The organism is Streptomyces sp. NPDC045026 (assembly GCF_056432625.1).
Window position 1 is genome coordinate 1 of sequence record NZ_JBWKIS010000033.1, and the last position, 20,500, is coordinate 20,500.

Genomic DNA, 20,500 nt, shown 5'->3' on the forward strand with positions numbered 1-20,500 from the left:
CGACGACAAGAGCACAGCGAGCGCGGTAGTACCAGGCGATCCCAGCGAGCATGAGCCGACTGCCCATACAGCGGACATGCTCGACGGCATCGCCTGGTCGATCGCCTAGCCCGTCCTGCCCGCTCCTGGCCCCTTCCCGGCCGCTTCCTGCCCCCTTCCTGTCCCCTCCCCGGCCCCCCTTCTGACGTGTCGGTAACGCCTGACGGCGACTCCGGTGAGCATTCAGGGCGTCGTCTGAGCGGGGTCGAGGAGGGGGGCGACACGCTCTGGCGACACCCCGTCGGGAAAGTTCGTGAAGTTCTTCACAAGGAATTGGGCCCCGTTTGGCGAGGTTCCGGGTCGGATGGCCCGCGGAAGGGGGTCCTGGGGCCCTGGCGGTCGACGCGCGGGGCGTTCCAGGCTTGTTACGGGCAGATGAACCGGACGAGTGGTCCACCCCCGCCGAATGCCCGGAGCGGCAGCTCAACAGGGGTGCGGAACGACCGGAGTTATACGGTGGTTCCCCGCCGGGGTCATGACCTCCGTCACGTGGGCGGCGAAGTGTAGCAGAGGCCCCACCTGTGCTTGTGAAGGGGCGCACGAGCGACCCCCTCGGGACAGGTGGATACTCGATGGCATGAGCACCACGGAGCGTCCCAGGATCCTCGTAGTAGGCGGTGGGTACGTAGGCCTGTACGCAGCACGACGCATTCTCAAGAAGATGCGTTATGCGGAAGCGACCGTCACGGTCGTGGACCCGCGCTCGTACATGACTTACCAGCCCTTCCTCCCTGAAACCGCCGCCGGCAGCATCTCGCCGCGCAACGTCGTCGTCCCGCTGCGACGCGCTGTGCCCGGAGCCGAGATTCTCACCGGCCGGGTCACCACCATCGACCAGGACCGCAAGGTCGCCACGGTCGCCCCGCTCGTAGGCGAGGCGTACGAGGTTCCCTTCGACTACCTGGTGATCGCGCTCGGCGCGGTCTCCCGCACCTTCCCGACGCCGGGCCTCGCCGAGGTCGGTATCGGTATGAAGGGCGTCGAGGAGGCCATCGGCCTGCGCAACCACGTGCTCGAGCAGCTCGACAAGGCCGAGTCCACGAACGACGAGGAGATCCGCCGCAAGGCGCTCACCTTCGTGTTCGTCGGCGGTGGCTTCGCGGGCGCCGAGACGATCGGTGAGGTCGAGGACCTGGCGCGCGACGCGGCCAAGTTCTACAAGAACGTGAAGCGCGAGGACATGCGCTTCGTGCTCGTCGACGCCGCCGACAAGGTGCTGCCCGAGGTGGGCCCGGAGCTCGGCCAGTACGGCAAGAAGCACCTCGAGTCCCGCGGTATCGAGATCTACCTCGGCACCACGATGCCGTCCTGCGTCGACGGTCACGTCGTGCTCAGCAACGGCCTCGAGGTCGACTCCAACACCGTCGTGTGGACCGCCGGCGTCAAGCCGAACCCGGCCCTCGCGCGCTTCGGTCTCCCGCTCGGCCCCCGCGGCCACGTGGACACCGCCGCCACCCTCCAGGTGCAGGGCACGGACTACATCTGGGCCGCGGGCGACAACGCCCAGGTGCCGGACCTCGTCGGCCGCGCCGGGGGCAACCCGAACGCCTGGTGCCCGCCGAACGCCCAGCACGCCATGCGCCAGGCCGTCGTCCTCGGCGACAACGTGGTCTCCGGCATGCGGGGCTTCCCGCAGAAGGAGTACAAGCACGCCAACAAGGGTGCTGTCGCGGGTCTCGGCCTGCACAAGGGCGTCGCGATGATCGTCATGGGCAAGATGAAGATCAAGCTCAAGGGCCGTCTCGCCTGGTACATGCACCGTGGCTACCACGGGCTCGCCATGCCGACCTGGAACCGCAAGACCCGCGTGATCGCCGAGTGGACGCTCAACATGTTCCAGAAGCGCGACATCACCGCGCTCGGTGCCCTTGAGTCTCCCCGCGAGGAGTTCTACGAGGCCGCCAAGCCGGCTCCGGCGCCCAAGCCGGCCGCCGAGGCGCCGAAGGTCGAGGAGAAGGCCAAGGCCTCCTGACCTCGACCCCGGTCCAGTAACACCCCTGAAGGGGCGCTCGCCATCCGTGGTGCGAGCGCCCCTTCGGCGTTCCCGGAACCGCCCCTTCGGTGTTCCTGAACGGCCCCTTCGGCGTTCCCCGAACCGCCCGGACCGCGCCCTGACCCGCCGATATACGTGCCTGCTACACGTATTTTGCCGATCCGTAACGCAGTAACGGGACTGCGAGAGCGCCCCGTTGGTGTTTACGTGGTGTTGGACGATTCCGGGATCGTCTCCCATTACGGAGGTGTGCGCCATGCAGGACGCCGCACAGCGGCTGAAGAACCTCGCCGAACAGCTACTCGGAGTACCGCTTCCCGTAAGGCTTCGCGCCTGGGACGGTTCGGAGGCCGGGCCGCCCGACGGACCCACTCTCGTCGTACGCAACCGCCGTGCCCTGCGCCGTCTGTTGTGGAAGCCGGGGGAACTCGGCCTGGCCCGTGCCTGGGTGGCCGGTGACCTGGACGTGGAGGGCGATCTGTACGACGCCCTCGGCCGGATGGCCGGGCTCATCTGGGAGCGCCCCGAGGACGACAGCAGGAGCCTCGTCGAGGCCCTGAAGGAGCCCCGGGTCAGGGCCGCCGCCGCCGAGCTGGTCAAGCTCGCCGGGCCCTTCCTGCCGCCCGCCCCGCCCGGCGAGGAGATGCGCAGGCGCGGCCGCCTCCATCTGCACACCAAGGGCAGCGACCGACGGGCCATCAGCCACCACTACGACGTCGGCAACGACTTCTACGAGCTGGTCCTCGGCCCCTCGATGGTCTACTCGTGCGCGTACTGGGACTCGCCGGACGGCACCCTCGAGGACGCCCAGCGCGACAAGCTCGAACTCATCTCCCGCAAGCTCGGCCTGGCGCCCGGTCAGCGCCTGCTCGACGTCGGCTGCGGCTGGGGCTCCATGGCCATCCACGCCGCCCGCGAGTACGGCGTCGGCGTCGTCGGCGTGACGCTCTCGCAGGAGCAGGCCGCGTACGCCCGTAAGAGGGTCGCGGAGGAAGGGCTCACCGACCGGGTGGAGATCCGGGTCCAGGACTACCGCGACGTGCGTGACGGCCCCTTCGACGCGATCTCGTCCATCGGTATGGCCGAACACGTCGGCTCCGAGCGGTACCTGGAGTACGCCGAGGCGCTCTACGCCCTCCTCAAGCCGGGCGGCAGGCTCCTCAACCACCAGATCGCGCGGCGCCCCCAGAAGGACGAGTCGACGTACGAGGTCGACGAGTTCATCGACGCCTACGTCTTCCCGGACGGGGAGCTCGCGCCGGTCGGCACGACCACCGGGCTCCTGGAGCAGGCTGGGTTCGAGGTCAGGGACCTGGAGGCGATCCGGGAGCACTACGCGCTCACGCTGCGCCGCTGGGTCGCCAACCTGGAGGCCCACTGGCCCGCGGCCGTGAAACTGACGAGCCCCGGCCGGGCCCGTATCTGGCGTCTCTACATGGCCGCGTCCGCGCTGAGCTTCGAGCGCAACAAGATCGGCGTGAACCAGATCCTCGCCGTGAAGACGCCCCTGTCGGGCGAGCCAGGTACGCCCCTGAGGGCGCGTACCTGGAACTGACGGCCCGGACACACGGATGGGGCGCACCGGCACTCGGCCGGTGCGCCCCATCCGCCGTTTCGTTACTCGGACTTGATGGCCGCGAGCATGTTCAGGCGCGCCGCGCGGCGGGCCGGCCACAGGGCCGCCAGGATGCCGACGAGGGCGGCCAGCGCGAGGAAGATCCCGATCCGGCCCCAGGGCAGGACCAGCTCGTACGTCGTCAGGGACGTCGCCATCAGCTTGCCCGCCGCCCAGCCGAAGAACACGCCGAGGCCGACGCCGAGCACCCCGCCGAACAGCGAGATCACCAGCGACTCCAGGCGCACCATGCGCTTGATGCCCTTGCGGTCGAGGCCGATCGCCCGCAGCATGCCGATCTCCTGCGAGCGCTCGAAGACCGACATGGCGAGGGTGTTGATGACGCCGAGGACGGCGACGACGACCGCCATGGCCAGCAGGCCGTAGAGCATGTTCAGCATCAGCGTGAACATCTTCGAGATCGCGTTTGAGATGTCCTGCTTGTCCTGGACGAGGATCGCCGGGTTGTCGCCGAGCGCCTTCGCGATGCGGTCCTTTGCGGCGGCGGACGTGCCGCCGTCGGTCTTCACCATGACCTGCATGTCGGAGGGGTCCGCGACGTGCGGGGTCAGGACGGCGGAGTCCAGCATGATGCCGCGCATCATGTCGTTGCCCTCGTAGACCCCGGCGACGGTCAGCTGCTGCTTCTTGCCGTCCTCGAAGTTCGTGGTGAACGTCGAGCCGGTGCGCCAGCCGTGGTCCTTCGCGGTCTTGTCGTCCACGACGACGTCACGGCCGCCGATCCGGAAGGTGCCGTTGTCGACCTTGAGGTCGGTCAGGGAACCGATGGTCGCGCCGTTCACGCCGGTCAGGAACTCGGTCTGTCCGTCGATGCGCGAGGGCGAGTTGCCCAGGCCGCTGGTGGCGGTGACGCCGTCGACCTTCGCGAGCTTGCCGGCGACCTCGGGGGACAGGGAGTTCATGTTCGCCATGGAGACGACGTAGTCGGCCTTGAGGGCGGACGACGCCATCTTGTCGATGGCCTGCTGGGCGCTGCCCGCGATGACCGTCATGCCGGTGATCAGCGTGAGGCCGATCATCAGGGCGGAGGCGGTCGCGGCGGTGCGGCGCGGGTTGCGGACGGCGTTCTGCCGGGCCAGCTTCCCGGAGATCCCGAAGACGCGCAGGACCGGCCCCGCGGCCGCGATCAGCGGGCGGGAGAGCAGCGGGGTGAGGACGAAGACACCGATCACGAGGAGGCCCGCGCCGAGGCCCAGGGGGGCCTGCGCCGACGTGCCGTCGCTCATCGTCGTCGCGTACAGCGAGGAGGCGATGCCGGCCGCCGCGAACAGCGCGCCGACCGTGTTCCGTACGACGAGGGAGCGGGTGGTCGCCGTGGCGTGCACGCTGCTCATCGCCGCGACCGGCGGGATCTTCGCGGCGCGGCGGCCCGGCAGCCACGCGGCCAGCATCGTGATGACGACACCGACGGCGAGGGACGTGGCGATCGTGCCGGGCGAGACCACGAGCGGCCCGTCGGGGATCTGCGCGTCGGTCGCGCCCATCAGGGAGCGCATCCCGGCGCCGATGCCGATGCCCGCCGCCAGACCGGTGACGGCCGCGACCACGCCGACGACGAACGCCTCCGCGAGCACGGAGCGCGTGACCTGCCTGCGCGAGGCGCCGACGGCCCGCATGAGCGCGAGTTCCTTGGTGCGCTGGGCGACGAGCATCGTGAACGTGTTGGCGATGATGAAGACGCCGACGAACAGCGCGATACCGGCGAAGACCAGCAGGCTCGACTTCATCGAGCCCATGCTGGACGAGATCTGCTCGGCCTGGTCGTCGGCGAGCTGCTTGCCGGTCGTGGTCTCGGCCTGCCCCTTCGGCAGGGCCTTGTCGAGCGCGCTGCGCAGGGCGGTCTGGCTGGTGCCGGCGGCGGCCTTCACGTCGATCTCGTCGTACGAGCCCTGCTTGTGCAGGAGCTGCTGCGCGGTCGCCGTGTCGAACAGGGCGAGGCTGCCGCCAGCCGCGACGTTGCCGTCCTCGGTGGTGAAGATGCCGGTGACGGTGGGCGTCAGGACGGGCCCGTCGATGGACATCCGTACGGTGTCGCCGACCTTGTAGCCCGCGCGCTTCGCGGTCTGCGAGTCGAGCGCGACCTCGTCCTTGCCGCTGGGCGCCCTGCCGCTCTTGAGGGGGTAGCGCGGGTCCGTGTTCTCGGGGGAGCCCCAGTAGTTGGCGCCCTGGGTGGAGAAGCCGTTCCCGACGAGCTTGCCGTCCTTGTCGGCGACGGCCGCGAAGCCGCTGACGACGCCGATCGCGGACGCGGCGCCCGGCGTCCTCGCGGCCCGGTCGAGGGTGGCCTGCGTGAGCTTGGGGTCCTTGGCGACCTTGTCGCCCTTCGACTCGGCGCTCTTGGGCGTGATGGCGACGTCGACCTGGTCGAAGCCCTTGGCGGAGCTCTTCTGGAAGGCGTCGGAGATGGTGTTGGTGAAGACCAGGGTGCCGGAGACGAAGGCGACGCCGAGCATGACGGCGAGCACGGTCATCAGGAGCCTGGCCTTGTGCGCGAACACATTGCGCAAGGCGGTACGGAACATGGGTTACTCAGTCCAGGGGTACGGCGACGAGGCGTCGAGGCGGCGGCGGGGCGGCGGCTGTGCGGGCGGGCGTCAGCTGGTACGGCCCTTGGCGTCGAACTGCTTCATCCGGTCCAGGACCGAGTCGGCCGTCGGGCCGTACACCTCGTCGACGACGCGGCCGTCCGCGAGGAAGATCACGCGGTCCGCGTACGCCGCGGCGACCGGGTCGTGGGTGACCATGACGACGGTCTGGCCCAGCTCGCGCACGGAGTTGCGCAGGAAGCCGAGGACCTCGGCGCCGGAGCGCGAGTCCAGGTTTCCGGTCGGCTCGTCACCGAAGATGATCTCGGGCCGGGAGGCCAGGGCGCGGGCGACGGCCACGCGCTGCTGCTGGCCGCCGGAGAGCTGCGAGGGCCGGTGGCCGAGCCGGTCCGCCAGGCCCACCATCGTGATCACGTTCTCCAGCCACTGCTTGTCCGCCTTGCGGCCCGCGATGTCCATGGGGAGCGTGATGTTCTCCAGGGCCGTCAGGGTGGGCAGCAGGTTGAACGCCTGGAAGATGAAGCCGATCTTGTCCCGGCGGAGCTTGGTGAGCTGCTTGTCCTTCAGGGTGCCCAGCTCGGTGTCGCCGATCCGGACGGAGCCCGACGAGAAGTTGTCGAGGCCGGCGACGCAGTGCATCAGGGTCGACTTGCCGGACCCGGAGGGGCCCATGATCGCGGTGAACTCGGCCTGTCGGAAGTCGACGGAGACCCGGTCGAGCGCGACCACCTGGGTCTCGCCCTGTCCGTAGACCTTGGACAGATCCGTGGCGCGCGCGGCCACTGCGGTGGCCTTGCCGGCGATGGGAGTGGTGGTCACGGAAGGGTGCTCCTGTCGGACGACGGGTGGGGACGGGGTCCCGTTGGAGGGACCCCTCCATCGTCGTGGCCGTATCGGGCCGTGAAGTCAGCCGCAGTTCCGGTTCCTGGGGGCGACTTCGGGGGGACCGAAGACGCCCGGGTCATACCTGGGGATGACCCGCGACCCTGAGAGCGAAGATCACTTCGGGAGGTGAAATCCCGTCAATCCGTAGTGACGGGGGAGGGGGCGCCGACGGACGTGAAAGCGCCTGCGGCATGTGCGGATGACGGCTACCGTGGTCTGATGCACCCTCAGACGTCAATAAAATAAGACAACATCGAGCGGGCGTTCCGCTGTTCGGGGGATCTGTCCCGATAGGCTCAGGACCTCGTTGCGGAGCCCACGGCCTGCCCGGATGGTGGAATGCAGACACGGCGAGCTTAAACCTCGCTGCCCCTTCGCGGGCGTACCGGTTCAAGTCCGGTTCCGGGCACCTCCCACTTCCCCTCCCCCCTTCTCTTCGCCTCTCCGCTCCGGCTTCGCCGTCTCCTGTCGCCGCGTGTCGATCGAATCCGATCGCCGCGGCGTTTTTCGTGCCCCAAGAGCCCGCGGTGCCGTTTTCCGTGTCCCGGGACCGTTGACAGCGGTCCGGGTCGGGCGGAGACTCCGCTGAGCACATTATGAACGAAAGTTCACCACGCGAACAAGGCTGAGCGAAAAAGAAGGTATCCATGCGCACCACCGTCGGCATCATCGGAGCGGGCCCTGCCGGACTGCTCCTCGCCCGGCTCCTGCACAACGCCGGAATCGACTGCGTCGTCCTGGAGAGCCGCGACCGCGCGTACGTCGAACAGCGCCAGCGCGCCGGGATCCTGGAGCAGGGCACCGTCGACGTACTGCGCGCGGCCGGCGCGGCGGAACGCATGGACCGTGAGGGCCTGCCGCACGACGGCATCGAGCTGCGCTTCGACAAGCGCCGCCACCGCGTCGACTTCCCCGCCCTGACCGGCGGCAGGTCCGTGATGGTCTACGCCCAGACCGAGGTGTGCAAGGACCTCATCGCCCTCCAGCTCGCAGAGGGAGGCCCGCTCCTCTTCGAGGCGCAGGCGCTGGCCGTCGAGGGTGCCGAGACCGAGCGCCCCGGAGTCCGCTTCCGCCACGAGGGCCGCGAGGACGTCCTCGACTGCGACTACGTCGTCGCCTGCGACGGCTCGTGGGGCGTGGGCCGCAAGGCCGTACCCGCAGACGTCTCCCAGGTCTTCGAGCGCACGTACCCCTTCGGCTGGCTCGGCATCCTCGCCGATGTCGCCCCGTCCCACGACGAGTTGGTCTACGCCCGCCACGACCGCGGCTTCGCCCTCCTCTCCATGAGGTCCCCGTCCATAACCCGCGCCTACCTCCAGGTCCCCGAGGCGGTGAACGCCCAGGACTGGAGCGACGAGGAGATCTGGGACGAACTCGACCGCCGCCTGGAGACCTCGGACGGCTGGCGGCTGGAGCGCGGCACCATCACCTCCAAGTCCGTCACCCCGATGAGGAGTTACGTCCACGAGCCGATGCGCCACGGACGCCTCTTCCTCGCCGGGGACGCCGCCCACATCGTCCCGCCGACCGGCGCCAAGGGCCTCAACCTCGCCGTCGGCGACGTCGTCACCTTCGCCCGCGCCCTGACCCACTCCCGCGAGACCGGCTCCACCGAGCGCCTCGACGCCTACTCGCAGACCTGCCTGCGCCGTGTCTGGCAGGCCGAGCGGTTCTCGTACGCGATGACGACGATGCTGCACCGCGCGCCCGACGCGACGCCCTTCGACGACCGCATCCAGCGTGCCCGCCTCGACCGGATCACGGCCTCACGCGCCGCCGGCACCGACCTCGCCGAGGGCTACACGGGCTTCCCGCTCGACTGAGCCCGCATGACTGCACGAGACGCGACCGACCGGCGCTCGTTCGGAGGAACACCGGGCATGCCCCGGACGTTGCGGGTAACAGGATGGGAAAGATCCTCCCTGAGCACTAGGCTGGGGTCTTTGCCTGCCTATTACCCTTGAGCCAAGGCCGCGCAGGGTGGCTATGGAGGAGTGAGATGAGGAGCAGTAACCCGGTCTTCTCGCGACGGGGGTTCAGCCGCGACAACGGCTACGCGGGCTTCAACGCGCAGCCGCAGGCCGGGGGACCCGCAGTCGGCACCCAGGGCAACCCCTACGCCGGCAACAACCCGTACGCGCAGAACCCCTACGCCCAGCAGGACCTGCAGCACGGCGCTCCGCCGCAGGCCCCGGCCACCACCGGCCGCATGACGATGGACGACGTCGTCATGCGCACGGCCACCACGCTCGGCGTCCTCGTCGTGACGGCCGCGCTCGCGTGGGCGCTGCTGCCGGTCGACGCCGCGAACATCAACAAGTCGTACGGCATCGCGATCGGCGCAGGCCTCGTCGCGATGGTGCTCGGCTTCGTCCAGTCGTTCAAGCGCAAGGCGTCCCCGCCGCTGATCCTCGCGTACGCGGCGCTCGAGGGTGTCTTCCTCGGCGTCCTGTCGAGCATCGTCGACAACCACATCGCGAGCGGCGCGGCCATGCAGGCCGTGCTCGGCACGATGGCGGTCTTCGTGGCCGTCCTCGTCGCGTACAAGGCCGGCTGGATCCGCGTCAACCGCCGCTTCTACGGCTTCGTGATGGCCGCGGCCATGGGCTTCATCCTGCTCATGGCGGTGAACCTGCTGTTCGCCGTCTTCGGCGGCGGTGACGGCCTCGGCTTCCGCAGCGGCGGCCTCGGCATCGTCTTCGGCATCATCGGCGTGCTGCTCGGCGCGTGCTTCCTCGCCCTCGACTTCAAGCAGGTCGAGGACGGCATCGCGTACGGCGCCCCGCGCGAGGAGGCCTGGCTCGCGGCCTTCGGCCTCACGATGACGCTGGTCTGGATCTACCTCGAGTTCCTGCGCCTCATCGCGATCCTGCAGGGCAACGACTGATCACTTGGCTGTCAGGCCGTCAGGCCGTCAGCTGCAGAAGGGCCCGCGCACCGACGGTGTGCGGGCCCTTTTCATAGGTGCGGCTGTCTTGGGGACGGATGGGTCGGGGGTGGAACGCTCAGCCCAGGCGGCGGGCGGCCCGCCGCAGGTCGTACTCGTGGATGATCGCCTTGGCATGGCCGTACGCGAGGTGGTGCTCCCCGCGCAGCCAGCTGACCTTGTCTTCGAAACGGAGGAAGCAGGGGCCTTCCTCGACGGTGCGCAACCAGTCGGAGATCTCACGACCGGTGCAGTGGGGGATGCGAGCCAGCAGATTCTGGTGGGTCTCCTGCGAGAACACTTGGGACATCGGCGCCTCCGGACGCGTTGCGATGTAGCCGGTCCTTCAGGCCACCGTGCCTGAGCGTTCGGTTGTTGGCAACAGTCGAGGGAAGGCGCATAGGGTCGCGGCATGCTCGATACGACGCCGTTGACGGACGCAGTGGACCGATTCGCCGACCGGCTGCGCGCCGCCCCGCAGAGCAGGCTCCAGCGGGGGGCCGCCGCCGAGGCGCTCGCCCTCGCCAGGGAACTGTCCGCCTGGGCGCAGCGCCTGGAGGACCCGGAGGGACCCGTACGGGAGATGCCGGACGCCGGGATGTTCGCCGGGTCCGACCAGATCACCGTCGCCGCGCGCGATCTGTCCGTCGTCCTTCAGGAACCCGCCCAGCTGGCCGAGGCGCTCGCGCTTGTCGAGGAGGCACAAAAACGCGCCGGGGTGTGAGCCGACCCGGCGCGTTCTCGTCATGCGTTCTCGATGTGCGATCTCGACGTGCTGCGTTCTCGATGTGTGGGGCTGGAGGCCGAGCGGGGGCGCTCAGACGGAGGCTATGACCCGGTCGGCCAGGATGTAGACGTTCTCGCGGCCGCAGGTGAACGTGAGCGCGTACGCGCCCGAGACGCCCGAGCCGCCCAGCAGCACGGGGCTCTCGCCCTCGCGCAGCGCCGCGGCCAGCTGCTCCGCGGTCTCGCGGTGGCCGGGGGTCATGCAGAGCGTCGTGCCGTCCACGAAGACGTACACGTCGAGCGTGCCGAGCGGCCCCGGGCGCACATCGGCCAGGGCGGTGCGGGCCTCGGCCAGCTCCTCCAGGCACGCCACCGTCCGCTCGTGGTTGCTGCTCCCGCCCGAGACGGGCGACTGCACCGGCACGAAGTCGGGGTGCGAGGGGTGACGGCGACGGGCGGCCGCGAGCTCCGCGGACTCCCCGGAGAACTCGTCGGCGCCCGCGTCGGCCGGCTCCACCACGGGCTCGAGGCCCGCCGCGAGACCCGGCTCCAGGCCCGCGAAATCGGCCTGGCGCGGCATGAACAGATCGTCACCGAGACCCAGCGCGCCGCCGAGCATGGACGGCGCGTCGGAAGCGTCCCGCGCCTCCTGCGCGGCCCAGAAGGCGCGCGCCTCGGCGAGCTCGCGCTCCCGCTCCTCCGCGAGGGCGTCGGCGACGGCCGCACGTATCTCTTCGGTGTCGGGCGTGGTGCGCGCGGCGGGCACGCCACGACCGGCGCCGATGGCGCGGTCATGGGCGAGCTCGTCCCGTAGTTCGGTGATCTGCCTGCGCAGTCCGTGGACGGTGTGCAGGGCAGCGGCGCCCACGGCCGTGGCGGCGGCCGTGGTGATGAGCAGAGCAAGAGGCATGGCGCTCACTGACGTACTCCCGGTTTCAAGTCGACCCCCGACTTCCTACATCAGCTTGAAGCCTGGACCATCCCGCTGTCAGTGCATTACGTCACGAAATGGACAGTTCTTTTGGCCGGGTGTTTAGGGGTGTTATGCCCTGGGGGCCCTGCTGACCTGCGTAAACCGTTTCCCCCAGGAGATACGTCACATCCTGGGGGAGATTGGATCACGATTCAGCAGAGGCGCAACCCCGCCCCTCAGGTCACCAGGTTCAGCTGAGGCGCTCGATGACCATCGCCATGCCCTGGCCGCCGCCGACGCACATGGTCTCCAGACCGAACTGCTTGTCGTGGAACTGGAGGCTGTTGATCAGGGTGCCGGTGATGCGGGCGCCCGTCATGCCGAAGGGGTGACCCACGGCGATCGCGCCACCGTTGATGTTCAGCTTGTCCTCGTCGATGCCGAGGTCACGCGCGGAGGGGATGACCTGCGCGGCGAACGCCTCGTTGATCTCGACCAGGTCGATGTCGCCGATGCCGAGCCCGGCGCGCTTCAGCGCCTGCTTCGACGCCTCGACCGGGCCGAGGCCCATGATCTCGGGGGACAGGCCCGAGACGCCGGTGGAGACGATGCGGGCGAGCGGCGTCAGACCGAGCTCGCGGGCCTTCGTGTCGGACATGATCACGAGGGCCGCGGCGCCGTCGTTGAGCGGGCAGCAGTTGGCCGCCGTGACCAGGCCGTCGGGGCGGAACACCGGCTTCAGGCCCGAGACGCCCTCCAGCGTGACACCCGCGCGCGGGCCGTCGTCCTGCGAGACGACCGTGCCGTCGGGGGTGGTGACCGGGGTGATCTCCCGCTCCCAGAAGCCGTTCTTGATGGCCTGCTCGGCCAGGTTCTGCGAACGCACACCGAACGCGTCCATGTCCGCGCGCGTGACGCCCTTCGTCCGCGCCAGGTTCTCGGCGGTCTGGCCCATCGCGATGTACGCGTCCGGGACGAGGCCGTCCTCGCGCGGGTCGTGCCACGAGGCGCCCTCGGACTCGGCGACGGCGACCGTACGGGCCTCCGCCTCGGCGAACAGCGGGTTGTGCGTGTCCGGCAGCGAGTCCGAGTTGCCCTTCACGAAGCGCGACACCATCTCGACACCGGCCGAGATGAAGACGTCGCCCTCGCCGGCCTTGATGGCGTGCAGCGCCATGCGGCTGGTCTGCAGTGACGAGGAGCAGTAGCGGGTGACCGTACATCCCGGCAGGTGGTCCATGCCCATCTGCACGGCCACGATGCGGCCCAGGTTGTGGCCCTGCTCGCCGCCGGGCAGACCGCAGCCGAGCATCAGGTCGTCGATGTCCCGCGGGTCGAGCTCAGGGACCTTGGCCAGCGCGGCCTGGATGATCGTGGCGGTCAGATCGTCCGGGCGCAGGTCCTTGAGGGACCCCTTGAACGCGCGGCCGATGGGGGAGCGGGCGGTCGAGACGATCACGGCTTCGGGCATCAAGGCTCCAAGAGGTCTACGCGTACGGGCTGTTCGCCTACGAGCTAAAGGCAGGACCGTGAGGGAAGTTACCTGTACGTACCGTCCAGGTCACCGGTGTGCGCATGTGATGCCTGACGCATTTTTCTAAGCGCTTGCTCAGGGCGATGTCGGGGTAGGGGCGTCAGTGAAACGGCTGGATGTCCAGCGGCGTCGGATCCTGCGTCGCCACCCGCCTGCGCCTGCGGCGCTTCAGCAGAGCCCAAGGACCCCGCGGGCCCGTCGGCATCGCGGCCGTCACCTCCGTACCGCCCTCTCCCGCCGCCTGGGCCGCCGCCCTGGCCACCGGCAGGAAACCCTCGCGCCGCGACACGTCCGGACGCTCCTCCTCCGGCCACAGCCCCAGCGACGCGCACAGCGTCGGCAGCACCGCCATCGCCGCCGTCGCGTACCCCTCCGCCGACGGGTGGAAGTTGTCGGGACCGAACAACTCCCGCGGGTTCGCCAGGAACTCCGGGCCGAGCAGGTCGCCCAGCGACACCGTGCGCCCGCCCTGCTCCACCGTGCCGATCGTCTGCGCCGCCGCCAGCTGCCGCGAAGCGCGCCGCGCCAGATACCGCAGCGGCTGGTTCACCGGCTCGATCGTGCCCAGATCCGGGCACGTCCCCACGACCACCTCCGCACCCGCCGTACGCAGCCTGCGCACCGCCGCCGACAGATGACGCACCGACCGGGTCGCCGGCATCCGGTGCGTCACGTCGTTCGCGCCGATCATCACGACGCACACGTCGGGCACCCAGTCCGGATCCGAGAGGATCACCGCGACCTGCCGGTCCAGATCGTCCGACCTGGCGCCCGGCAACGCCACGTTGCGCAGCTCCACCGGCCGCTCGGCCACCGCCGCGAGCCCCGAGGCGAGCAGCGCGCCCGGGGTCTGCCGGGCCCGGTGCACGCCCTGCCCCGCCGCCGTCGAGTCCCCCAGCATCGCGAACCGCAGCGGCTCCGTCTCCGCCACCTCCGTGGCCGGACGCTCGGCGAACACCCTCCCGTACAGACCGTTCGCTGAGGGGACCTGCACGCTCCCCCTGCCGTGATTGCCCACCTGCCGCTTCGCCAGCTGGACCTCCGCGATCACCAGACCGACCGCGGCCGCGCCGACCAGACCGATACCGCCGCCGCCGTACGCCGCGCCCGCGGCGATCCGCCGTGCCACCCTCGCCCTCGACATACGTCGCAGCCACCTGCCTCTGCGTAGTCCTTTTCAGCCGTACATCCAGTCATTGCCCCGTGAGCACGGTCGGCCAATCGCAACAGGCGGTGAAGGGGCGGCACTCGGCTTACGCTGACCGCACATCACATCGCGGATCCCTCGCAGATCCATCGCAGCCCGGAGACAACGGTGCAATTCCACGACTCGATGATCAGCCTCGTCGGCAACACCCCGCTCGTGAGGCTCAACAGCGTGACCGAAGGCATTCAGGCGACCGTCCTGGCCAAGGTCGAGTACTTCAACCCCGGCGGTTCGGTCAAGGACCGCATCGCCCTGCGCATGATCGAGGCGGCGGAGGAGAGCGGCGCCCTCAAGCCCGGCGGCACGATCGTGGAGCCGACCAGCGGCAACACGGGGGTCGGCCTGGCCATCGTGGCGCAGCAGAAGGGGTACAAGTGCATCTTCGTGTGCCCCGACAAGGTGAGCACCGACAAGATCAATGTGCTGCGCGCGTACGGCGCCGAGGTCGTCGTCTGCCCGACCGCCGTCGACCCCGAGCACCCGGACTCGTACTACAACGTCTCCGACCGGCTCGTGCGTGAGACGCCCGGCGCCTGGAAGCCGGACCAGTACAGCAACCCCAACAACCCCCTCTCGCACTATCACTCCACCGGCCCCGAGCTGTGGGAGCAGACGGAGGGCGAGATCACGCACTTCGTGGCGGGCGTGGGCACGGGCGGCACGATCTCCGGCACCGGCCGCTATCTGAAGGACGTGAGTGAAGGCCGCGTACAGGTCATCGGCGCCGACCCGGAGGGCTCGGTGTACTCCGGCGGCTCCGGCCGCCCGTACCTCGTGGAGGGCGTGGGCGAGGACTTCTGGCCGACCGCGTACGACCGCACGGTCGCGGACGAGATCGTCGCGGTCTCCGACAAGGACTCCTTCCAGATGACCCGCCGCCTCGCGAAGGAGGAGGGCCTCCTCGTCGGCGGCTCCTGCGGCATGGCGGTCGTAGCGGCCCTCCGCGTGGCGGAACGCCTCGGCCCGGACGGCGTGGTCGTCGTCCTGCTGCCGGACAGCGGGCGCGGGTACCTGAGCAAGATCTTCAATGACGAGTGGATGGCCGACTACGGCTTCCTCGCCGACACCGGCACGAGCGCGCGCGTGGGCGACGTGCTCCAGGACAAGGAGGGCGGCGCCCTCCCGTCGCTCGTCCACATGCACCCGGAGGAGACCGTCGGTGAGGCCATCGAGGTGCTCCGCGAGTACGGCGTCTCGCAGATGCCCATCGTGAAGCCGGGAGCCGGGCACCCGGACGTGATGGCCGCCGAGGTCATCGGGTCCGTCGTCGAACGGGAGCTGCTCGACGCGCTGTTCACACAGCGCGCCTCGCTCGGCGACCCGCTCGAGAAGCACATGTCGGCGCCGCTGCCGCAGGTCGGCTCGGGTGAGCCGGTGGAGGACCTGATGGCCGTGCTCGGTTCCGCGGACGCGGCGATCGTCCTGGTGGAGGGCAAGCCCAAGGGCGTGGTCAGCCGTCAGGACCTGCTGTCCTTCCTCGCGAAGAGCGGCGGGAAGTAAACGGGAGCGGGTTCGTGCAATCGGTACGAGCGCGTCACGTGCGCGCAGCACCCGCTTAACACGGGTCCGGCACATTGGTGGGTGTCGGCAGGGGTGGGAGCGGCTCCCCGCCCAGGCCGGCACCGTAGCGGCGTCAAGGACCTCCGGAGCGGCTCCCGGACCTCCACGGACGCCTGCGGACGCGGTGACCCGGCCCTGACCCGGTTCCGTGTCCTTCGCGGGGACCGCCGTCGTCCCGCCCCCCGTCAACGGGGGTGCGGCGGTCCCCGCGCAACACTCCTCTACTCGACGAACAGGCCCCGCTCTGTGGCGCGTGTGTCGAATTCCTCCAGGCGGGCCTGTGCCTCGGGCAGGTTGTCGCACATCGCTTCCAGGAGCACGCGTCCGAGCAGCATCGGTGAGCACGCCGTGTCGAAGGCGAGGCCCTCGCCGACCGCGGCGGGCAGGAGCAGGTCCGAGTGCTTGGCGACGGGGGCGAAGGCCGAGTCGGCGACGGTGATCACGGTGAGGCCGGCCGACTTGGCGTAGGCGAGCGCGTCGACGACCTCTTTTGGGTGGCGGGGCAGCGCGAAGCAGAGGAGGGCGCTGGCTCCGGCGCGGACCGCGGCGTCGATGCGGTCGGCGAGCATCGTGCCGCCCTCGTCGAGGAGCCGTACGTCGGGGTGGACCTTCGCCGCGAAGTACGAGAAGCCGTAGGCCTGGGAGGCGGCGGCGCGCAGGCCGAGGACGAGGAGCGGGCGGGAGTCGGCGAGGAGGCGGCCCGCGCGTTCGACGGGGGCGGGGTCGGCGAGGAGCTGCGCGAGGTGGCGGAGGTTCTCGATCTCGGCCTCGACGGCCTGCTGGTACTCGTTGGCCGAGGTGGCCGTGGGGGGTTCGGCGGGGGCGACCTCGCGCAGGTGTTTGCGCAGGGCGGGGTAGCCGTCGAAGCCGAGTGCCACGGCGAAGCGGGTGACGGAGGGCTGGCTGACCCCGGCGAGCTCGGCGAGTTCGACGGAGGAGAGGAACGGGACGTCGGCGGCGCGGCGCACCATGCAGTGCGCGATGCGGCGCTGAGTGGGTGTCAGGCGGTGTACCTCGAAGAGCTGCTGGAGTCGTGCGGCAGGGCTGTCGTTCATTCCGTTCCCCCGGTTCCGTCATGTCCGTGTGGTGTGTCTGTTCCGTCGGCGATGCGGGTGAAGCTGTCCAGGAGTCCCGCCGCGGCCCGGGTGACATCTTCCGTCAGGGGACGGTCGGTGGCGTCCGGGTCGAGGACCGAATCCGCGAGTGCGAAGGCCCGGCCGACCGGGAGTTCGGGGTCGGGGCGCATGTCGCGCTGGCGCAACGCCCTTACCGCGGCGACCAGTTCGCAGCCGACGACGAGGCGGTAGGCCTCGCAGACGCGCAGGGTCTGGCGGGCGGCGAGGGACGCGAAGCTGGCCTGTTCCTCGACGCCGCGGGAGAGGACCGCGTGGCCCAGCGAGGCGGGGGCGGCGAAGGCGCGCAGGTCGCCGAGGGCCGCTCCGGCGGCGTATTCGAGGATCATCACGCCCGACGAGGCGGGTTCGCCGTCGGCGAGGAAGGGGCGCAGGCGGGTGTAGGAGGGTTCGTTGAGGGTGGACAGACGGGACGTGGAGAGCCGGGCGACCTGGGCGATGGCGAGCCTGAAGTGGTCGAGCGCCAGGGCGAGTTGGGCCATGTAGAAGCCGCCGTGGTGGTAGGCGGCCATGTCCTGGGGGGAGATCAGGGGGTTCTCGGCGGCGGCGTTGATCTCGACGGTGAGTACGTCTTCGAGGGCGTCGGCGGCGTCCTGGGCGGGGCCGTGGATCTGGGGGACGCAGCGGAAGCCGTACGGGTCCTGGATGCGGCCGAGGGGCGGGGTCGGGCGTTCGGGGGCGCCGAGGATCGTGCGCATGCGGGCGGCGACGGCGTACGAGCCGCGGTGGTGGCGGGCCTCGTGGACGGGCAGGGCGTACGCCTCGTAGGAGCCGTCGACGGCCAGCAGGGAGAGCGCGGCGACGAGCTGGGTGGCGGAGATCAGGTCGCGCAGTTCGTGGAGGGCGAGGGCCGACTGGCCGAGGGTGAGGGCGTTGCTGCTGATGAGGGCGAGGGCGTCGTTGTTGTCGAGGGGCTGGGCTTCGGGGGCGCCGTCGCCGCGCCAGGGGTGTTCGCCGGCGAGGGCGAGGCCCATCTGGGCGAGGGCGGCGATGTCGCCGGTGCCGACGGAGCCGAATTCGTTGACGACCGGGTAGGCGCCGGTCTCCAGGGCTTCGCAGAGCGCCGTGACGACGGTGGGGCGCAGTCCCGCGCCGCCGGCGAGGAGCTGGTTGGCGCGGACGGCGAGCATGGCGCGGACCTGGCGTGCGGGCAGTTCGGCGCCGATGGCTCCGGCGTGGCTGCGCAGCAGGCGCAGGCCGTGGTCGGCGGCGGCCTCGGTGGGCACGTCCTCGTTCCGGTTCGCGCCGACGCCGGTGGAGCGGCCGTAGACGCGGCCCCAGGCGGCGATCTCGCGGGCGGCGTTCCAGGACTCCTCGACGCGTTTCATGGCGTCGGTGCCGGGGACGGGCCTGGCGGCGGAGTCTGCCAGGCGGACGACGTCGGGCACGGGGAGACCGTGCCCGTCGAGCACGACGACGGGCGTGGGACGCTGGGGGGCCGTCATTCGGGGCTTACCCGCGGTGTCCGCGATGTGAGACGACATGGTGCGCCAAACCCTCCTCAACCGGACGTTTTGTCTCGTCCCTCGGTCGCGTTAACCAGCGATTTACCGGGCGATGTGCGCCGGGGCATTGACAATTTATTCAGATACAGAGAACTCTGCATGACGATATGCAGCCCGGGCAAGGGGACTCCACATGATCCAGTTCGATACGGTCCACAAACGCTTCCCGAACGGCACGACGGCAGTGCACGACCTGACGCTCGACATGCCGGAAGGGGGCGTGACCGTCTTCGTCGGGTCCTCCGGTTGCGGCAAGACGACCAGTCTGCGGATGATCAACCGGATGGTCGACCCGACCTCCGGCACCATCCGCGTCGGCGGCCGTGACGTCCTCGAGCAGGACGCGGCCGAGCTGCGCCGCTCCATCGGGTACGTCATCCAGCAGTCCGGCCTCTTCCCGCACCGCACCGTCCTCGACAACATCGCGACGGTGCCGCTCCTGCTCGGCTGGGGCCGGCGCAAGGCGCGGGCGCGGGCGGCCGAGCTCCTGGAGACCGTCGGCCTCACCGCCGAGGCCGGCAAGCGCTACCCGCACCAGCTCTCCGGCGGCCAGCAGCAGCGCGTCGGCGTGGCCCGCGCGCTCGCCGCCGACCCGCCCGTCCTGCTCATGGACGAGCCGTTCGGCGCGGTCGACCCCGTCGTCCGTACTCAGCTCCAGGACGAACTCCTGCGCCTCCAGCAGGAGTTGAACAAGACCATCGTCTTCGTCACGCACGACATCGACGAGGCCGTGCGGCTCGGCGACCGGATAGCCGTCTTCCGCACGGGCGGTCACCTCGTCCAGTGCGCGCCGCCCGCCGAACTGCTCGCCCGCCCCGCGGACGACTTCGTCGCCGACTTCCTGGGCGCCGAGCGCGGCCTGAAGCTGCTGTCCCTGACCACGCTCGCGGACGTCGGCCAGGGGCCGGCCCCCGAGGGCACCGGCTGGGAACTGGTCCTCGACGCGGCCCGCAAGCCGCTGCTGTGGCGCGACGAGGGCACCTCGGCCGAGGTGCCGGTGCGCCCGCTGCGGGACACCGACTCGCTCCTGTCGGCGCTGAACGAGTCGATCGCGGCGCCCGGCGGCCTCGTGGCCCGGGTCGACGCGGACGGCGTCCTGACGGGCGTCACGTCCCGCGACGAGATCCACGACCGCGCGGGCCTCGCCCACATCGCCGCCGGCACGCGCGTGGACACGCCCAAGGACGCCGACGCCGCCGCCGACGACACCAGCGCCGCCGCCGTCCAGAAGGACTCGGACGTGGCCTCATGACCATCGACTGGTCCTGGATATCGGAGCACACCTCCGACCTCACCACGCTCACGGTCTCGCACCTCCAGGCAGCGCTGTCCGCCGTCCTGCTGGGCCTGGTCATCTCGCTGCCGCTGGCCGTCGTCGCCCATCGCGTCAAGCCGCTGCGCGGCTTCCTGCTCGGGTTCTCGAACGTCCTGTTCACGATCCCGTCGATCGCGGTGTTCGTGCTGCTGCTCCCGGTCTCCGGGCTCACCCGCACCACCACGGTCATCGGCCTGACGATCTACACGCTCGTGGTGCTCCTGCGGAACACCGTCGAGGGCCTCGACTCGGTGCCGGCGAAGACCAAGGAGGCCGCGAAGGCCATGGGGACGCGCCCGCTGCGCACCCTGCTCACCGTCGAACTGCCCCTCGCGCTGCCGGTGATCATGGCGGGGGTGCGGATCGCGACCGTCATGTCGATCTCCCTGGTCTCCGTGGCGACGTACATCGGTGACGGCGGGCTCGGCCAGCTGTTCACCGACGGGTTCCAGCGCAACTTCCCGACCCCGGTCATCGCCGGCGTCGTGCTGACCCTGCTCCTCGCGCTCGCCGCGGACGCGGTCCTCGTCGCCGTGCAGTACGTGCTGACCCCCTGGACCCGCCGCAGGAGGAGTGCCTGAG

Annotated in this window: 16 protein-coding genes and 1 tRNA gene; 9 read left to right on the forward strand and 8 right to left on the reverse strand. The window is 70.2% G+C overall.

All coding sequences use genetic code 11. The annotated features are described in order from the left end of the window. The first annotated feature begins 616 nt into the window (after window positions 1–616). Window positions 617–2,011, forward strand: a complete 1,395-nt coding sequence (locus tag AC07EJ_RS39790; protein ID WP_389477597.1) for an NAD(P)/FAD-dependent oxidoreductase — start codon at window positions 617–619, stop codon at window positions 2,009–2,011. Window positions 2,012–2,288: 277 nt separating this feature from the next. Next, a complete protein-coding gene (locus AC07EJ_RS39795; protein WP_393586833.1) occupies window positions 2,289–3,587 on the forward strand; it encodes a class I SAM-dependent methyltransferase in 1,299 nt (432 codons plus the stop codon). Between the two features lie 62 nt (window positions 3,588–3,649). Here the strand turns inward: AC07EJ_RS39795 and AC07EJ_RS39800 are convergent, their stop codons facing one another. Together AC07EJ_RS39800 and AC07EJ_RS39805 are read right to left on the reverse strand one after the other, a co-directional pair. Next, complete coding sequence (locus tag AC07EJ_RS39800; RefSeq protein ID WP_478886089.1) at window positions 3,650–6,190, reverse strand: ABC transporter permease; 2,541 nt, start codon at window positions 6,188–6,190, stop codon at window positions 3,650–3,652. Between the two features lie 72 nt (window positions 6,191–6,262). Further along, window positions 6,263–7,033: an ABC transporter ATP-binding protein gene (locus tag AC07EJ_RS39805; RefSeq protein ID WP_389477591.1), complete on the reverse strand. Its 771-nt coding sequence runs from the start codon at window positions 7,031–7,033 to the stop codon at window positions 6,263–6,265. A gap of 391 nt (window positions 7,034–7,424) precedes the next feature. Here AC07EJ_RS39805 and AC07EJ_RS39810 point away from each other — a divergent pair. The 3 genes from AC07EJ_RS39810 (at window position 7,425) to AC07EJ_RS39820 (ending at window position 9,986) form a co-directional block, all read left to right on the forward strand. Further along, window positions 7,425–7,508: transfer RNA gene (locus tag AC07EJ_RS39810), tRNA-Leu, on the forward strand. A 238-nt stretch (window positions 7,509–7,746) separates the two neighbouring features. Further along, window positions 7,747–8,922: a 4-hydroxybenzoate 3-monooxygenase gene (locus AC07EJ_RS39815; protein ID WP_389477589.1), complete on the forward strand. Its 1,176-nt coding sequence runs from the start codon at window positions 7,747–7,749 to the stop codon at window positions 8,920–8,922. A gap of 176 nt (window positions 8,923–9,098) precedes the next feature. Further along, entirely contained in the window at window positions 9,099–9,986 is an 888-nt protein-coding gene (locus AC07EJ_RS39820; RefSeq protein WP_389477587.1) for a Bax inhibitor-1/YccA family protein, read from the forward strand. Window positions 9,987–10,104: 118 nt separating this feature from the next. Here AC07EJ_RS39820 and AC07EJ_RS39825 read toward each other — a convergent pair whose 3' ends face one another. Beyond that, entirely contained in the window at window positions 10,105–10,335 is a 231-nt protein-coding gene (locus AC07EJ_RS39825) for a DUF4287 domain-containing protein (RefSeq protein ID WP_206302112.1), read from the reverse strand. A gap of 102 nt (window positions 10,336–10,437) precedes the next feature. Between AC07EJ_RS39825 and AC07EJ_RS39830 the strand changes: the two genes are divergently transcribed. Beyond that, window positions 10,438–10,749, forward strand: a complete 312-nt coding sequence (locus tag AC07EJ_RS39830; protein ID WP_389477585.1) for a hypothetical protein — start codon at window positions 10,438–10,440, stop codon at window positions 10,747–10,749. A gap of 93 nt (window positions 10,750–10,842) precedes the next feature. Here AC07EJ_RS39830 and AC07EJ_RS39835 read toward each other — a convergent pair whose 3' ends face one another. The 3 genes from AC07EJ_RS39835 to AC07EJ_RS39845 all read right to left on the reverse strand — a co-directional run bounded on the left by AC07EJ_RS39835 (window position 10,843) and on the right by AC07EJ_RS39845 (window position 14,342). Further along, window positions 10,843–11,661 carry a hypothetical protein gene (locus AC07EJ_RS39835; protein ID WP_362898388.1) on the reverse strand — a complete coding sequence of 273 codons (819 nt, stop codon included), beginning with the start codon at window positions 11,659–11,661 and terminating at the stop codon, window positions 10,843–10,845. 253 nt (window positions 11,662–11,914) lie between these two features. After that, complete coding sequence (locus AC07EJ_RS39840) at window positions 11,915–13,135, reverse strand: acetyl-CoA C-acetyltransferase (protein ID WP_389477582.1); 1,221 nt, start codon at window positions 13,133–13,135, stop codon at window positions 11,915–11,917. Window positions 13,136–13,298: 163 nt separating this feature from the next. Continuing rightward, on the reverse strand, window positions 13,299–14,342 hold the full coding sequence (locus AC07EJ_RS39845) for an SGNH/GDSL hydrolase family protein (protein ID WP_389477580.1): 1,044 nt from the start codon (window positions 14,340–14,342) through the stop codon (window positions 13,299–13,301). 171 nt (window positions 14,343–14,513) lie between these two features. Here AC07EJ_RS39845 and AC07EJ_RS39850 point away from each other — a divergent pair, with 171 nt between their 5' ends. Further along, on the forward strand, window positions 14,514–15,905 hold the full coding sequence (locus tag AC07EJ_RS39850) for a cystathionine beta-synthase (protein ID WP_389477577.1): 1,392 nt from the start codon (window positions 14,514–14,516) through the stop codon (window positions 15,903–15,905). 281 nt (window positions 15,906–16,186) lie between these two features. On the opposite strand, the gene AC07EJ_RS39855 is transcribed toward AC07EJ_RS39850, so the two are convergent. Together AC07EJ_RS39855 and AC07EJ_RS39860 are read right to left on the reverse strand one after the other, a co-directional pair. Further along, on the reverse strand, window positions 16,187–17,020 hold the full coding sequence (locus tag AC07EJ_RS39855) for a MurR/RpiR family transcriptional regulator (RefSeq protein ID WP_478886090.1): 834 nt from the start codon (window positions 17,018–17,020) through the stop codon (window positions 16,187–16,189). Continuing rightward, entirely contained in the window at window positions 17,017–18,582 is a 1,566-nt protein-coding gene (locus AC07EJ_RS39860) for an aromatic amino acid ammonia-lyase (RefSeq protein WP_383881193.1), read from the reverse strand. Before AC07EJ_RS39860 ends, AC07EJ_RS39855 begins: the two co-directional genes overlap by 4 nt. Window positions 18,583–18,736: 154 nt before the next feature. Between AC07EJ_RS39860 and AC07EJ_RS39865 the strand changes: the two genes are divergently transcribed. Next, entirely contained in the window at window positions 18,737–19,855 is a 1,119-nt protein-coding gene (locus AC07EJ_RS39865; protein ID WP_389477570.1) for an ABC transporter ATP-binding protein, read from the forward strand. After that, window positions 19,852–20,499, forward strand: a complete 648-nt coding sequence (locus AC07EJ_RS39870; RefSeq protein WP_362897614.1) for an ABC transporter permease — start codon at window positions 19,852–19,854, stop codon at window positions 20,497–20,499. Before AC07EJ_RS39865 ends, AC07EJ_RS39870 begins: the two co-directional genes overlap by 4 nt. Window position 20,500: the final 1 nt, after the last annotated feature.